This window comes from Acidisoma silvae, from assembly GCF_020618775.1.
Lineage (GTDB): Bacteria > Pseudomonadota > Alphaproteobacteria > Acetobacterales > Acetobacteraceae > Acidisoma > Acidisoma silvae.
This window is the reverse complement of the sequence record NZ_JAESVB010000025.1, coordinates 1-15,030: the sequence shown is the minus strand read 5'-3', so window position 1 is coordinate 15,030 and position 15,030 is coordinate 1. Positions and strand designations below refer to the sequence as shown.

General features: G+C 54.8%; 10 protein-coding genes and 1 pseudogene. 9 read left to right on the top strand and 2 right to left on the bottom strand.

What is annotated here, in order from left to right:
* Nucleotides 1-209: 209 nt before the first annotated feature.
* Nucleotides 210-953, top strand: a pseudogene (locus tag ASILVAE211_RS23510) (IS30 family transposase); the annotation flags it as partial.
* Nucleotides 954-1,020: 67 nt separating this feature from the next.
* Here the strand turns inward: ASILVAE211_RS23510 and tnpB are convergent.
* Both tnpB and ASILVAE211_RS23500 read right to left on the bottom strand, forming a co-directional pair.
* Complete coding sequence (gene tnpB, locus ASILVAE211_RS26580) at nt 1,021-1,170, bottom strand: IS66 family insertion sequence element accessory protein TnpB (RefSeq protein ID WP_227323805.1); 150 nt, start codon at nt 1,168-1,170, stop codon at nt 1,021-1,023.
* A 791-nt stretch (nt 1,171-1,961) separates the two neighbouring features.
* Entirely contained in the window at nt 1,962-2,894 is a 933-nt protein-coding gene (locus tag ASILVAE211_RS23500) for a ribose-phosphate pyrophosphokinase (RefSeq protein WP_227323804.1), read from the bottom strand.
* Between the two features lie 340 nt (nt 2,895-3,234).
* Here ASILVAE211_RS23500 and ASILVAE211_RS23495 point away from each other — a divergent pair, with 340 nt between their 5' ends.
* The 8 genes from ASILVAE211_RS23495 to ASILVAE211_RS23460 form a co-directional block, all read left to right on the top strand.
* A complete protein-coding gene (locus ASILVAE211_RS23495) occupies nt 3,235-4,860 on the top strand; it encodes a hypothetical protein (RefSeq protein ID WP_227323803.1) in 1,626 nt (541 codons plus the stop codon).
* A 1,044-nt stretch (nt 4,861-5,904) separates the two neighbouring features.
* Nucleotides 5,905-6,156 carry an acyl carrier protein gene (locus ASILVAE211_RS23490; protein WP_227323802.1) on the top strand — a complete coding sequence of 84 codons (252 nt, stop codon included), beginning with the start codon at nt 5,905-5,907 and terminating at the stop codon, nt 6,154-6,156.
* Nucleotides 6,153-7,316 (top strand): acyl-CoA dehydrogenase family protein, encoded by a 1,164-nt coding sequence (locus ASILVAE211_RS23485; RefSeq protein ID WP_227323801.1) that lies wholly within the window; start codon nt 6,153-6,155, stop codon nt 7,314-7,316. The genes ASILVAE211_RS23490 and ASILVAE211_RS23485 overlap by 4 nt, the downstream gene beginning before the upstream one ends.
* Before the next feature lie 3 nt (nt 7,317-7,319).
* A complete protein-coding gene (locus ASILVAE211_RS23480; RefSeq protein WP_227323800.1) occupies nt 7,320-8,231 on the top strand; it encodes an amino acid--[acyl-carrier-protein] ligase in 912 nt (303 codons plus the stop codon).
* A complete protein-coding gene (locus tag ASILVAE211_RS23475; RefSeq protein WP_227323799.1) occupies nt 8,219-9,196 on the top strand; it encodes a DUF1839 family protein in 978 nt (325 codons plus the stop codon). Before ASILVAE211_RS23480 ends, ASILVAE211_RS23475 begins: the two co-directional genes overlap by 13 nt.
* 40 nt (nt 9,197-9,236) lie before the next feature.
* Nucleotides 9,237-11,738: a glycosyl hydrolase 2 galactose-binding domain-containing protein gene (locus ASILVAE211_RS23470; protein ID WP_406566097.1), complete on the top strand. Its 2,502-nt coding sequence runs from the start codon at nt 9,237-9,239 to the stop codon at nt 11,736-11,738.
* A 32-nt stretch (nt 11,739-11,770) separates the two neighbouring features.
* On the top strand, nt 11,771-13,462 hold the full coding sequence (locus tag ASILVAE211_RS23465) for a serine aminopeptidase domain-containing protein (protein WP_227323797.1): 1,692 nt from the start codon (nt 11,771-11,773) through the stop codon (nt 13,460-13,462).
* Nucleotides 13,463-14,715: 1,253 nt separating this feature from the next.
* Nucleotides 14,716-15,030: transposase (locus tag ASILVAE211_RS23460; RefSeq protein WP_227323796.1), on the top strand; the 315-nt coding region annotated here is incomplete at its 3' end.

Sequence of the window (15,030 nt, the reverse complement as noted above, 5' to 3'; positions counted from 1 at the left end):
CAAGGAGAAGTTGATCCTCATCGTTCGATCGCTTACTGACGGTGAGTTAAACAGATCGACGCAACACTTTATTCTTTAGACAAGAAGGAGTGTGATCCGTGACGTATCGCTGCCGGATTTTCTTCGCGGAATAACAGAAATCGGAGACCTGGGTCCGCTGGCAAGGTGGTGAGTCGATGAGCTCGATCGGTCGAGGGGTTGAGCGCAATTCTTCGTCGATTTATCGCAAGTGGTCCCCACAGCAGATTGCGGGCTGACGCATGCGAGAGCATCCAGATGAAGCGCACCTGCGCTTGTCCTACGACACGATCTACAAAAGCCTGTTTATTCAGGCTCGTGGCGTTCTGAAGAAGCAATTGCTGGTATATCTGAGAGCCAAACGCCCTATCCGCCGCTCTCGCCATGCCAGCCTGAAAGGCGATGGGCTTGGACAGATCAAAGACCCCATCTCGATCCGTGAGAGGTCGGCGGCGGGCGAGGACCGCGCGGTGCCAGGCCACTGGGAAGGCGATCTGATAGAAGGCTCTGTCAACAGCTTCATCGCCACGCTCGTCGAGCGCCAGTCGCGCTTCGTCATGCTGGCGAAGGTCAGCAACAGGGATACTGCCAGCGTCATGACTGCCCTCATAAAGCAATGCCAAAACTTGCCGCGTGAGCTGTATCAATCCCTCACATGGGACCGTGGGACGGAGATGGCCGGTCATAAACGCTTCACCGTGGCTACCGATGTCCAGGTCCATTTCTGCGATCCGCAAAGTCCCTGGCAGCGTGGCACAAACGAAAACACTAACCGTCTCCTGCGCCAATACTTTCCCAGGGGCACGGATTTGTCGGTATACAGTCAGTCAAAGTTGAGCGCTGTCGCGCGCCAGCTCAATGAGCGCCCACGCAAAACGCTCGGCTATGAAACACCCGCCGAGCGTTTCCAAGCATGCGTTGCGTCGATCCGTTGAACTCCCCCTCAGATTTCGTAACTTGGGCTTAGATCCAGGCACAATCCAGGTGGCCACCTCGCATCAGTTACGAACCATCGTAATATAGGAACTTCAAATAGTCGGCGCGCTTGCCGCAGAAAATGAAAACTTGTCCAGAGACGGGATCGACGCCAAGGATCGGGCCACCTGCGCCGTGAGACCATCGAAGCCATAGCGCATGCTGGCGGGACGACATGCCAGTTAGGCCCGCGCTCCTGCGGCAACCGGATCACAGGCTCCGCAGCACCGCCAACACGCGACGGAACGCCCTGTCATCGACGGTCGCTCATCCCCCCTGCCGCGCGGCGGAACGACCGCCCGGGGTCACCGTATACCGCACGCGACGGCCCTGGTAAGCCTTGTCTCGGATCCAGTAGCCGCCTTCCTCAGTGGGCGACCGACCCGTACACTCTAGATGCCCGACGATCCCAAACGGGATGAAGGTAACCGGCAACTCGCCCGCCGCATTGGCATACATGACGTCCAGCTTCTGATGTCTGCATCACGTGGTGGCGGCGATCTTTATTTTTGCTTTCGCCATCCACCGCTATCGATAGATCAAACGGACATGGATGCCATAGCGGCGGGCTAAGCCTGGAGCCCAGCCCTCTGGGTCCGATGACTCCGCCACAACCCGCGCACCACATGCCGCGCTGTAAGCTGGCCGTCGTTCAGTGACGATCTCGATCCGAGGCCCGGAAGTGGCCTCTGTGGCTACCACAGTCGTAGCTTCAGTAGTTGGGATTCTCTCGCTATCCATCTAACAAAATTGAGCAAAAACCGCTCATTCGAACAAAGCGGCCATCACCAGCCGCTTACTTTTGTCTTCGCGATCGATACCTGCGGCCGGGAACTTGTTGCCAGGCGAGCTAGCACCGGCAGCCTGAGCGGACACTTGCGCTCACTAGCATAGGCCAATTTCTTAAAACCGTAGCCGAGCCGCCAGAATGAAACAGGCGATACTGGTCGCTAGGAAGCATATGACCATCAGTCGAAGAGCGAACTGACCGAGCTTTCCTCGGAGATACGACGGATGGCCTCCGCCAGCAGTGGCGCGATTGTCACCTGGCGAACATTCGGCGACAGCCGCGCAACCTCTGTCGCCAAGATACTGTCCGTAATCGTCATCATCTCAACCGGAGAAGACGCAATGCGGTCGACCGCGCTACCTGACAACACACCATGCGTCGCATAAACATTGGCAGAACATGCGCTTTCCTTGATTAGCGCCCTAGCGGCGTTGCAAAGCGTGCTGCCAGAATCGACAATATCGTCGATCAGGATACAGTCGCGTCCGGCCACATCGCCGATAACGTTCATAACTTCGCTCACGCCTGCCCGCTCTCGTCGTTTGTCGATAATAGCCAAATCGACGTCCAACCGCTTGGCTAGAGCGCGAGCGCGTACTACGCCGCCGACATCGGGTGAGACGATCATCAGATTGCGGCCTGCGTAGCGCTCCTGAATGTCGCGAGCGAAGAGGGGTGCCGCATTGAGGTTGTCGACAGGAATGTCAAAAAAACCCTGAATCTGGCCGGCATGCAGATCCATCGTCAGCACGCGGTGGGCACCTGCCTGGGTAATCAGGTTTGCGACCAGCTTGGCACTGATCGGCGTTCGAGGGCCTGACTTGCGGTCCTGTCGTGCATAGCCAAAGTATGGAATAACGGCAGTAACGCGCTTAGCAGAACCGCGCCGTAGCGCGTCCAAAGTGATGAGCAGTTCCATCAGATGATCGTTCGCAGGATAGGCCGTCGACTGAATCACGAAAACATCTTCTCCACGGACATTTTCATGAATCTCGACGAAAATCTCCATATCCGCGAAACGCCGAACGGAGGCCTTAGTAAGTGGCAGGCTCAGTGCGGCAGCTACCGCCTCTGCGAGCGGACGGTTACTGTTGCAGGCAACAATTTTCATGCAGCGAACCCTGTCACTAGCTTTGGTTAGAGAAGCTGCCCAAAAAATTATAAAATCATCCTATTAATGCAACCATTTTAATTTTCTTCGCATATTTATTAGATCAAACACTCTATTCTGCCACTAGCCACAAGGAACTAGGGGACTAATCTGCAAGCTAATCCAAATGCCCCTTTCCGAATAGCCGCGATTTAGCTTAGAGAGTTTGACCCTATGTGTCGAACATGGAGCGGCAGTATTGTTTATCTCGGGACCGATAATCCATTGGCCAGCGACGAAAGTGTCAGAGCAATATCTTGGCCTTTTTTCAGCCTCTCTTCTCGGAACGATCTTGTCACTGATGTCGACCGGATATATTTTTGGCACCGGAAATAACCTATTCCATCTGGGCATAGTCGGAGCTCTTTATGATCTTCCACAATATAAGCATGACGTTTTTATTCAGTCCTTGAGACATTACTCCGCAGGCCCATGGCTACTATTTTCGGGCAAGGATAAAACGCTCAGCGTCAGCGACTTATTTTTTCTTTTACTATTTCTATCACGCTTCCTCTCCATTTTGGGCTTTCTGCTCTGCGCTTCCTTGATCGGTCTGGTATCGACACCAGAACGGCTCGTTTTTGCCTCTATCATCGCCACCTGCAGCGTCATGCGTGGCCTATCGCTGGCTGGCGGCGGTGGCCTCTTCATCGCAGAATTCACTCATTCTGAGATCGCAAATGGCCTCACATTGATAATGCTCTATTTTCTAGGCCGTCGTAATCTTCTCCTAGCCGTGCTGTTCAACGCACTAGTATTTTTTACAAATGCTTTTGTTGCGATATGGAATTTGGCACCACTTCTCATGATCGGGGGTTACTGGATTTGGGCCGGACAGATTAGCCACAAGAAAGCACTGCGCGATATTGCAATTGCTATTGTTCCGGCGCTCGCCATTGCCGCTCCGGTTTTAATCAATGTCGCGACAAATCCTGATTATGGTCGTCCTATGCCGGTAGATTACGAAACTTTTCTAGATCAATACTGGCCACTTCATTTCCTTTTTTGGAAGAACTCTATAGGTGCGATTACGGGCCTCGGCATTGTTATTGCGCTTGGAGCAGGAAGCCTCCGTGCTCTGCATCTCCGGAATCCGTTCATTGCTCTTGCGTCACTCGGCTATATTCTCGTGTATCTTGTGGGCATCATCGTGCCACTACTGACGCACAACCCTACGATCCTCAATTTACACCTCCTTCGGTCCAGCACTTTTCTACATATCATGACGAGTCTCATAGCCGCAGCTCTGACGACACGATGGTTCTTTCATAACGACGTGATCGAGCGCCGCTTTTGCGCTCCGCTTTTGCTGCTTGCGTTTTGCTCGGTCCGCGCCTTCATTCCGCTGGCTATTCTGCCAATTTTGCTCTCACTTTCGACATCAATGCGCCGGACTTTATTGCGCATTGTAGAGCGGAGACCATCATCCCTAGCGGTAGTTTCCTTGTCAGTGGGAGCTATTATGCTCGGTGCATGGGCCGTGTACGGGAAGCAGGAAGCCACGACCATCCGCGAAAGCCGCCAGCAGCTCCAGAACTGGATTGCCATCGCTCAATGGGCGGGCGACCACACTGCTCCCGATTCCGTCTTCCTTCTCCCGACGAAAGACATTCGACCTGGCGCTGCGCCGCCAAAATCCTTCGCCGGTGATACCGCGGTTTTTGAATTTGTGTCTCACAGACAAGTTTGGGTAGATTTCATCCGCGGCGCGGCCGCCATGTGGACACCATCCTACTATCGTGAGTGGAATAGCCGGATCTGGCCCGTCTTGGCGTTGCAAGGTCCGGAAGAACGCATGGCCTACGCCCGCAAGCACCATATCTCGTATCTAGTAGAAACTTGCACGCAACCAGCGGCTATGTTCAGCTTTTCCGGGCTCTGCGTCTACGCAACCGGTGTCGAGGTCAGCGCACCAAATACCTACTAGCCCTTGGGCCTTGCGATGCGGATTAATGTTTCAAGCGCCCCGAGATCTGCGCATTCCAAATCGAAAGAAGACTCTACTTCGTCGATTTGCGTAAGACCTAAACAAAATACTCCTTTAAGCGCCTCATAGGCGGCCTATGGAAGAAGCGAGCCAAGCAATGCTTCAAACCACCGGTTAACGGCGTCATAGCACTTACAGTGCTCGTGCCTTTTTCAGATGTCGCTAGTCGCCGACTAGCCTCTACCAGCCGGCCAAGTTAAGCTGCCGCATGGCGGCAGGTAGTTCCCGGCAATCACCCTAGCCACCGTCGCTGCGAACTGCCCGCCGAAGCAGACGCGCCAGCTCCATACACCCTTAATTGGCGCTCACCGTCGGACCGGCATGCCATCGCGAGATGCCACATTATCGAGACTGAGAACCTAACAAAATCCGACGGCGTATGAGACAATCTCAGCCGGGGACCCGAAGTCAAGACGGGAGCCTCAAGGCGCGTTCATGTCCCACCCCCCGCCCCTTCCGCATCGCTAACGTGACAACGCCAGAGCCTAAGCCTGATATCATTGATCAGCGCCAAACTCTGCTAGAACTCAATGACCTAGGATACCCCTGAACAGGTTGAGGAAAATTAATAGGCTCTCGCCCAATGGGATTGGTCCAGACTAAACCGCGATCAAAAGGGCTAGTTGTTCTACGAAGCGTTTTGAAATACGACTGACGTACAACAGATAAATACAATTCATCACAGGAGATGAGGACGCGTCTGTACCGACTTGCAGTTCGTAAAGCTCTTGCGATTATTGCAATCTCTATAATGGCAGGCTGCCGACATGGCCATTTCGAGAACCATATCTGGCACGGATGAAAATAATGGCTTGAAGGGTTCCGCGTATGGATGTGGCGTCGTCTATTTTCTTTTCTCCTCATTTTGCAGCACGAAGCAAAATTGTCTGGCAGACCTCAGTCTAAGGTTTACGAAGAATGACTAACTTGACTGATCAGCGTCCTATTACCTCTCCGAACATAAACAAACTTGTGGAAACCGCTATGGAAGATCGTATCCGTGAAATCCTTTCCCGTTGCGCTCGCTTGAGCGTGCCAGTCGAAGCTCTCAACGATGAGGATAACCTATATGATGCCGGGTTGAGTTCACTGGCGACCGTCAACGTGATGCTCGCTATCGAAGAGGTGTTCTCTGTAGAGTTTCTTGACCATCTTCTCACCCGCAGGTCCTTTGAGAGCATTTCCTCTCTTGCGGCAGTCATTGCTAGCCTGAAGTCGGGAGCTTTGACGTTTTGAAAGACTTCGGCACGCTGATCGATCGCGCGAGAACGGCAGCCATCATCGCAGCTGCCCATGCCGACAGCGTTGACATTGAGTCATGCTTTCCTCACGAATCTCTTGAGGGACTAAAACAAAATCGCCTTCTCGGTCTTCTCATTCCGGAACGCTTCGGGGGACCCGGTGCGACCCTAAGGGATGTGGCATTGGTGTGCCGCATCCTAGGGCAAGCCTGCGGGTCGAGCGCTTTGATCTATGCCATGCATCAAATTCAGGTCGCCTGCCTGGTTGCAACAGCGCGTGGCGCCGCATGGCAAGAGGCGTTCCTGAGACGCGCTAACGCCGATCAATTGTTGCTGGCGTCGGTTACCTCTGAAGTGGGGACAGGTGGAAATATTCGTTCCAGCCTCTGCGCGCCTGAATACGAGGGGAATCGGCTTACGTTGCGCAAGCGGTCCCCCGCGATCTCATATGGCGAGCACGCAGATGCGTTTCTTGTAACGGCCCGACGCAGCAACGAGGCGCCGTCGTCAGATCAAATTCTCATTGTGGCTGAACGAACCGACAGCGCGCTGGTCGAAACCAGCCGTTGGAATGCACTGGGTATGCGTGGTACGGACAGCAAAGGGTTCGATATTTCCTTTTCTGCCAATGCCGCACAGATTATTTCTGTCCCGTTCGATGATATTGCACAGCACACGATGCTTCCCACATCCCATATTCTGTGGGGCTCGGTATGGCTTGGTATTGCGACGGACGCCACAGAGAAAGCGCGCGCATTTCTTCGCAATGAGGCGCACCACAACGCGGATGCACTACCACCCGGTGCGGTTCGCCTGGAGAAAGCGGTGTCAATGCTGTCCTCGATGCGCGCGCGATTGGATAGCGCAGTTAACGAATATCTTAATATTCAGATCAGCGATCGCGAGGCATTGCCGCTAGGTTTTCTGGCCGAGGTCAACGGGCTAAAAATTGCGATGTCTGAGGCGGCTCTTGCGGCAGTACATCATGCGATGCTTATTTGTGGCATCGCGGGCTACAAATATGGAACGCCTTTTAGTCTCGGCCGCCATATGCGCGATCTTCATTCTGCGCCGCTGATGGTCAACAACGACCGAATCGCGGCTAATACTGCAGCGCTGCTTGTTGCTCAGCGCGCGTCCTTGATGAAGGAATAGAACATGCTAGAGAAGGTCTCGTTTCGCGATACTCTTTTTGAAGCTGGTCTGCTGGTCGCGAGCGGCGTCGACGGCATTTACGGCCGCAGCGGTGACTTTGAAGCTGTGGTCGATGGAATAGACGGGCTGATCTCCCGTGACGGCGCTATGCCGGGAGCGGAGGTGGTGCGCTTTCCGCCTGCTATGCCGCGATCAGTCATAGAAACGAGCGGATATCTCAAGGGGTTTCCGCATCTCGCTGGCACGGTGCATTGCTTCTGCGGTGACGACCAAGCTCATAAGAAGCTATTGCAGTGCCTCGATGATAAAGAAGACTGGACAGGGCAACAGAAATCCGTTGACCTAGCCCTGACGCCGGCAGCCTGTTATCCGGTCTATCCAATGATTGCGTCTCGCGGTCCGGTCAAGATGGATGGCCATATCATCGACGTGTCTTCGTATTGCTTCCGCCATGAGCCATCTCTCGAACCAACGCGCATGCAGATGTTTCGTATGCGCGAATTTGTGTGTATTGCGACTCCCGAAATTACCAAGGCATTTCGCGACCGATGGGTGGAACGTGGGCATGCAATTGTCAGCGCGCTCGGGTTGCCGGTAGCCGTCGACCTTGCTAACGATCCTTTTTTTGGTCGTGGCGGTAAAATTATGGCCGACAGCCAACGTGACCAGGCGCTGAAATTTGAACTGTTGGTGCCTGTCAATAGCGCAGAAACGCCAACCGCATGCCTCAGTTTTAATTATCACATAGACCATTTCAGCAGCATCTGGGATCTTAAAATGCAGGACGGTCGTCTTGCTCATACGGCATGCGTCGGCTTCGGATTCGAACGACTGGCGCTGGCCTTGTTTCGCCATCACGGCCTCAATCGTGCAGGGTGGCCGGCGCATGTCCGGGCGGCACTGTGGCCGAACTGAGTCTGCATACCGAGCCGAGGCAAACGGCCCGGTTTACGCCGCACGCCCTCCACGGCGGCGGGCAATCTTGGCCCGAAACAAACTGCTATACTGATTTGTGGATTGAGGTTCTCGCCAAGCTTGGCGAAATTCCCGAAGCTGCGTTCGGTTTTGGCATTGCACAGGCATATGAGGGTGACCAGTTTACATTCTGTAAAATTCCATCCGAGGATCTGCGCCGCTTGTACGGGCTGACCGTGCAGGAAATATCGATCTACCATACTTTGGATCAGCACATCGCCCAGCATGTCGGAAGAGGCCGAGTGGTGCTCTTGGAAGTCGACGCCTTCTATCTGCCCGACACTCTGACCACGACCTATCGACGCCAGCATGTCAAAACAACGATCGCAGTCGACTACATCGATCTTGCTACGAAGCGAAGCGAATACTTCCATAATGCTGCACGCAGCGTGCTCCAGGATGAAGATTATTATGGTGCGTTTCGTCTGCGGCCGGAATTCTCTGAACAGCCCGACCTCCTTTCTCCCTATGTTGAAATCGTCAAGCGAGGCGCAGCGCCGCTCGACCCGGCTGCTTTGCATGCGACAGCGGTCGATCTACTGCGGAGACACCTATCCGACCGGCCAACGATCAGCCCCTTTTCCGCCTGGCGCGATGCATTTCCAAATGATCTTGCAAGGCTGAGCGCTAGACCAGAAACATTTCACGATTATGCGTTTCATTTCCCGCGCGCCATTGGGGCAAATTTCGAGCTGTTCGGCAGTCACGCGGCTTGGCTCGCGCCAGACCAACTCCTGAGCGTGCAAAAGGCTTGCGCCAGGATCGCACACACTACAAAAATCCTTCAATTTCGTCTTGCCCGTAGCATAGCACGCAATTATCCAGATCTTTGCCTGGAATGCTTTGACACGCTCGAGGCCGCATATGCCGAGATTGTGCAGGATCTCAGGTGGTTCACATCATGAGCTGCCATCACTGGCACAAAGCTGACCTGCCGAGCGACCCATGACGAACCCAGCTATATTGTCCGATACGGTGGCGCTTGGCATTGCCCAACCTTTAAAGGCATCATGGCGGGCCACGCGCACGGCTCGCGGCGCTGCCCCAGACCCTGCCGCACTTTCAGCCGACACGCTGTGGCTAGACGCCAGGGTTCCGGGGACGGCGCTCCAGGCTCTGCAGGGGTCTGCCGCGTGGACGGCGGTCACGCCGATGCCTCTCCATGAAGACGATGTCTGGTATGAGACAGCCTTCGAAGCCTGCCCAGGCCAGAAGCTACGCTTCCTGGGACTTGCAGGGCTTGCCGAGGTCTGGATCGATGGCGAGTGCGTCGCCGTTTCGACGAGCATGTTCCTCCCCCTGGCCATTGATCTCGCGACCGGCGGGACGGTGCGGCTGTCGATCTGCTTCCGGTCCCTTTTTGCCGCGATGGCGGCCACCTCGGAGCGACCCCGTTGGCGCACGCGGCTGGTGACGACGAATGCCTTGCGCCTCTACAGACAGACCTTGCTTGGCCATATGCCCGGCTGGTGCCCTTCCTTCCATGCCATCGGCCCGTTCCGTCCAGTCGAACTTGTCGATCGCCCTGGAATCCTGCAGTCATGGCGGTTTGCAACCCATATGCGAGGCAATGACGGGATTTTGTCAGTCAATCTCACATTTAGTGGGTCGGCAGCCCGGTTTCGCGCGCTCACCCTAAGTGTCGGTACAGTCGTTTTTGCTTTGGAGGATGTTCGAGACGGTAGCATTGCGGCGGAGGTAACACTGCCCGACGTCGCGCGCTGGTGGCCGCACACGCACGGCGAGGCGATTTTGCATATGGTCTCCTTGAGCGACGGCACTACTGAACTCGCACTTGGCCAAGTTGGTTTTCGTGAAGCCACGATCAGGCGTGGGGAAGACGAGACCGACTTCGCTTTGGAAATGAACGGTGTTTCCGTTTTCTGCCGTGGCGCCTGCTGGACCAGCGCGGATTTGCTCGGCCTTGCCGGCGACCGCGAGGCCTACGCACCTTGGCTTATCGCCCTGCGGGATTCTGGCATGAACATGGTTCGCGTCGGCGGCACCATGCTCTACGAAAGCCAAGCCTTCCACGATCTTTGTGATGAACTTGGAATTATGGTCTGGCAAGATTTAATGTTCGCCAATCTCGATTATCCGCTTGATAGCGAGCCTTTGCGCCAGCAAGTGATCGCGGAAGTCGAACAATTACTGAGCCGTCTCGGAGGCAGCCCGTCTTTTGTCGTCCTATGTGGCGGCTCGGAAATAGCGCAGCAGGCGACGATGGTTGGTCTAACCGCCGAACGCCGCCAGATGCCTTTCTTCGAGACGGTCCTGCCCAGACTTATCCGGCACCTCAGCCCCGATCTGCACTACATACCACACTCTCCATGGGGCGGGGCGTTGCCGATCACTGTCAGTGCGGGGGTTGCGCACTACTACGGCGTGGGCGCCTATCGCCGACCGCTGGAGGACGCGCGGCGTGCCAAGGTGCGTTTCGCCAGCGAATGCCTCGCTTTCGCCAACCCGCCAAGCAGTGTGTCCCCGGCCGCCCTTAAAAGTGACAAGGCTCCGCGCGATCATGGGGTTTCCTGGGATTTTGCCGATATCCGCGACCATTATCTCGGCACCCTATATGGATATGAGCCTGTGAAGCTGCGCCTGGAGGATCACGCGCGGTATCTGGAACTGTCCCGCGCCGTGACTGCGGACTTAATGGAATCTGTCTTCTCCGAATGGCGGCGGCCGGGCTCACCCTGTTCAGGCGGCCTCGTCTGGCAGCTCCAAGATCTGGCGTCCGGAAGCGGCTGGGGCGTCATTGACAGTCATGGCCACAAGAAAGCCGCTTGGCACGGCTTGCGCCGTGTCCTGGCCCCGATCCAACTGCTGCTGTCAGACGAGGGAATGGACGGAATCGCTCTGCATGTTTTGAATGAAAGTCCCGATGCGGTTTCCGCCGTCCTATCACTCGACTGTCTGAGACGCGGCGCGGTCTCCGTTGTGTCGGCCCAACAGCCAGTCGAAATCGAACCACGAAGTTCTGCCTCGTTTTCTAGTCAAGCGATACTCGACTCTTTCTTCGACATCACCAGAGCGTATCATTTTGGCGCACCGGAGCACAATGTCACCATCGCCACACTCCGATGCGCCAAATCCGGAAACATTCTGTCAGAGGCGTTTCATTTTCCGGTCGGCCGCGCATTGCCGCCGGACGATCTGGGTATGCAGGCCACCATCGTCGGGATTGATTCCTGCTGGTTCATTGACATCATCGCTGCACGGTTTGCCCAGGCAGTACATATCGTCGCGGACGGCTATCAGGCGGACGAGGACTGGTTTCATCTGCCTCCTGCCAGACCGCGTCGCATCCGTTTGCGGGAAAAGCGCGGCTGGCACGAACCGCCAAGCGGCCTCGTGATAGCAATCAATGGCACGACCACGGTGTCGTTCCGCGCTCCCCGCGAGACGGGCACGGCAACGCGAACTAAGACGGCCGCGCTCGCATGATGCCCGTAACGTTCGATGGATGCGCCGGGTGGTTGGACATCGGCTCGAACGGAACCGGCATCGTGATTTGCCCGCCATTCGGGCAGGAAGCGATGCTGACCTACCGCGGATGCAAGATCCTGGCTGAACGACTGCACGCACGCGGCTTCAGTGTACTGCGTTTCGACTATCCCGGAACCGGTGACTCAGCCGGAAGCGAAACCGACCCGTCGCGTTTAGAAACCTGGCAGCTAAGTGTCTCTTCGGCAGTGACGTTCTTGCGCCGCGCAGCTGGCGTTGAGGCCATCCTGCTGATCGGTGTTCGTCTGGGAGCGGCACTTGCGCTCCAAGCTGTCGCGCAAGACAATTCAATCATCGCGGTCTGCTGTCTGGCACCCGTCGTTTCAGGCAGAAGCTATGCCCGCGAATTAAATTTGCTAGCCAATGGTTGGCGCGAAGCAAACCTGCTACCCCAACAGCAGGCAGGTGCTGGCTATCGCGATATAGTCGGCGACCGGCTAAGCGAGGAGACGTTGCAGGCAATTTCAGCGATCGACCTGCGTGCAATTGCCGTGACTGCCACTGACGTCATGTTAGTGGAGGCGTGCGGCACGCCATCGATCGACAGTCTAGCCACGCATTTGCGCAAACTCGGTGCGCGCGTGACGCACGAAGACTTTCCTGGAGCGGCGACGTTCCTGCAGGATGCTTTCTCTGTCACAATCCCTGATCGCACGTTCACTAAGGTCGTCGCTTGGTGCGAGAGCTTACCGCGGACGAATGGGCAGCTCATGTCTTTGCTCCCTCCATCATCCCGTGCGCTACATTTGCCGACGGCAATAGAGGAAGGTTTTCAATTCGGGCCGGAGAACGGCCTGTACGGCGTTCTTTGCTCGCCATCACAGCATTGCGCGACGGCGGCGCCTACCGTGATTATGCTCAACACCGGCTTCGGTCGACGCACCGGCGATGGGCGTGTTTACGTCACTTTGGCAAGACGACTAGCTAATATGGGAATCCCTTCGCTCCGCATTGACGGGGGCGGTTTTGGTGAAAGTGCTGCGCGAAACAACCATACGCTTCATCCTTATGCGCCGGAGCTCATAGACGACGTGGTCGCAGCTGTTGAAGCTCTCGCCATTCGTGGACTCAACCAGTTTATCCTCGTTGCCATATGCTCGGGCGCCCATGTCGCGTTCCACGCCAGCCTACGAGAAACGCGCGTTAATCAGTTGATCCTTGCAAATCTGCAAAAATTTATTTGGCTAAAAAACGCACCGTTGAAAGTCGAGAACAAAAAACAGCGGCGTCCCCTCACCTTCTATTTGAAGGCGGTTATGCGAAAGGAAGCCTGGGAGCGTCTGCTCAGAGGCAATGTTGCAGTTGGCTCCATCAGTGCAGCGCTCGTGCGAAGACTTTTCTTAAACATCTATCATTGGGCCTCGCTCCTATTCGAACGCACAACTGGATTTCAAACGCGAGCTGGCCAGGTGAGACGCTGGCTCTCTGGACTTGGAAGACGCGGCGTACGGATCAATTTCCTCTATAGCGAAGAGGATCCTGGACTCTCCGAACTCTCCCGCGCTGTAGGATCACGGTCATATTCCCGCGAGCAATTTCCGCACCTCTCGGTCGAGTTGATCCCCCGGGCAGACCATGCGCTGCTGGACTATGCAGCCCGCCAGCATTTCATTGATCGCATCTGCCAATTCGTGGCCGACGGCAGCGCCGATTGGACAATGTGAATAACAGTGGAACACGCCCCCCATGTTGGGGTTATTGACGTCCAATCGGTACACCAGTTCAGACTGACTTCCATGGGGTTCATGGAAGACGGGGAGAGGATGCTGGAGCTAGAATCGATCGCAACGATCCGCCTGCCTATTTTGCTCAGTAGAAGCCGATCACGGTGATCTGCCTGAAGCTGAACCTATCGCGCAAGGTGGGTTGGAAGGTTATTCTATCAGAGGCAAGAGAGTTTTGTTACAGGGAGGAGAAACAACCACAACCTAAGGTCGGTTCCCTGCGCAACAATCTGGGCCTGCTCCTCGCGGCCAACGCAGGCAATCGGCGCGTGGCTGCCTGACGCTGACCCGGATTTTCGAGGCGCCGCGCGACCAGGACTACAACGGCGGATAACTATTAATTCGCGCTGCAATCAGCATAATCTAAACTTCAAACCTCATTTTGATTGGTTTTATATTACAAATAGACAAAATGTCGTGGGCAAGACGACTGGTTAATATCTCGCATTTTATGCCATATATACTTATCCTCCGCTATGCGGCACGGCCAAAAGGGCACTGTTATGCTGAAAAGAAGCCTTTTCTTGAACGGCTTATTCCCGAGCACAACGGAGAAGGTTGTGGTTCCCACTTTCTGTTACGAAATAAAAAGACAATGCGATAGCAAATTTGCGCCGCTGCGGCACTCAATCATGCTGATTCTTTGATTTTTTTCTACTGCCCTTTGGAAACAGTCACCGATATTGTGAGCTAACAAACTTTTCACTTTCGATAATACTGCCGGTCAGTCTATATTCACGTTGCGTTAAATTTTTCTTAATCGTACTGTCTGTAATACTTACACCGGCTGGTGGCGACGCCCATCGTATTAACTGACGGATAGGTCATCCTGTTTTCTCTCTATATGCCCTAATGCAATCGTCGAATGTATATAATTTTCAATTGCGTATAAGTAGATTAATATTTCGATGCGAGTGTGCTACGTTAGTCGAACTATATCTGTAAACGTGGTCCAATCAAACTCCGCTTAACTTTGCTAAGTCAATTTTTTATAATTTATCTAATCTAAGAGCGTTAAATTTCATATTTAGAGTGAAGAAAGTCTAGCTATCTCATATCATTATGAGATCGTAGCGATTGAGAATTCTTTATAAAAAATAATATTTTTTATAAAGAAAGCAGCTGAGACCCGGTCGGACTACATTCTTGAGCGTGTTATGTACTTTTCGTTGGCCATGTCGTAAATGTAGGGCATGAGAAATGCCCGCACCCGCAAGCCATATCCATCTGATGTCAGTGACGAAGAGTGGTCGCTTGTGGTCGGGTATCTGACCTTGATGAAGGAAGATGCGCCGCAGCGGGAGTATCCGCTGCGCGAACTGTTCAACGCCCTGCGGTATGTGATCCGTTACGGTATAGCTTGGCGTGCCATGCCGAACGACCTCCCGCCTTGGCATGCGGTCCACCAGCAGGCCCACCGGTGGTTGGCAGCGCGATGTTTCGAGACCCTGGCGCAGGATTTGCGCGCTGTCCTCCGTTTAGCCGTAGGACGCCAGGCGGAGCCGACG

Bases quoted from the DNA above. Each gene is read 5' to 3' on its own strand.
- tnpB (WP_227323805.1), bottom strand. From the start codon at position 1,170: ATGTCGTCCCGCCAGCATGCGCTATGGCTTCGATGGTCTCACGGCGCA.
- ASILVAE211_RS23490 (WP_227323802.1), top strand. From the start codon at position 5,905: ATGGAAGATCGTATCCGTGAAATCCTTTCCCGTTGCGCTCGCTTGAGC.
- ASILVAE211_RS23480 (WP_227323800.1), top strand. From the start codon at position 7,320: ATGCTAGAGAAGGTCTCGTTTCGCGATACTCTTTTTGAAGCTGGTCTG.
- ASILVAE211_RS23495 (WP_227323803.1), top strand. From the start codon at position 3,235: ATGTCGACCGGATATATTTTTGGCACCGGAAATAACCTATTCCATCTG.
- ASILVAE211_RS23500 (WP_227323804.1), bottom strand. From the start codon at position 2,894: ATGAAAATTGTTGCCTGCAACAGTAACCGTCCGCTCGCAGAGGCGGTA.
- ASILVAE211_RS23470 (WP_406566097.1), top strand. From the start codon at position 9,237: ATGACGAACCCAGCTATATTGTCCGATACGGTGGCGCTTGGCATTGCC.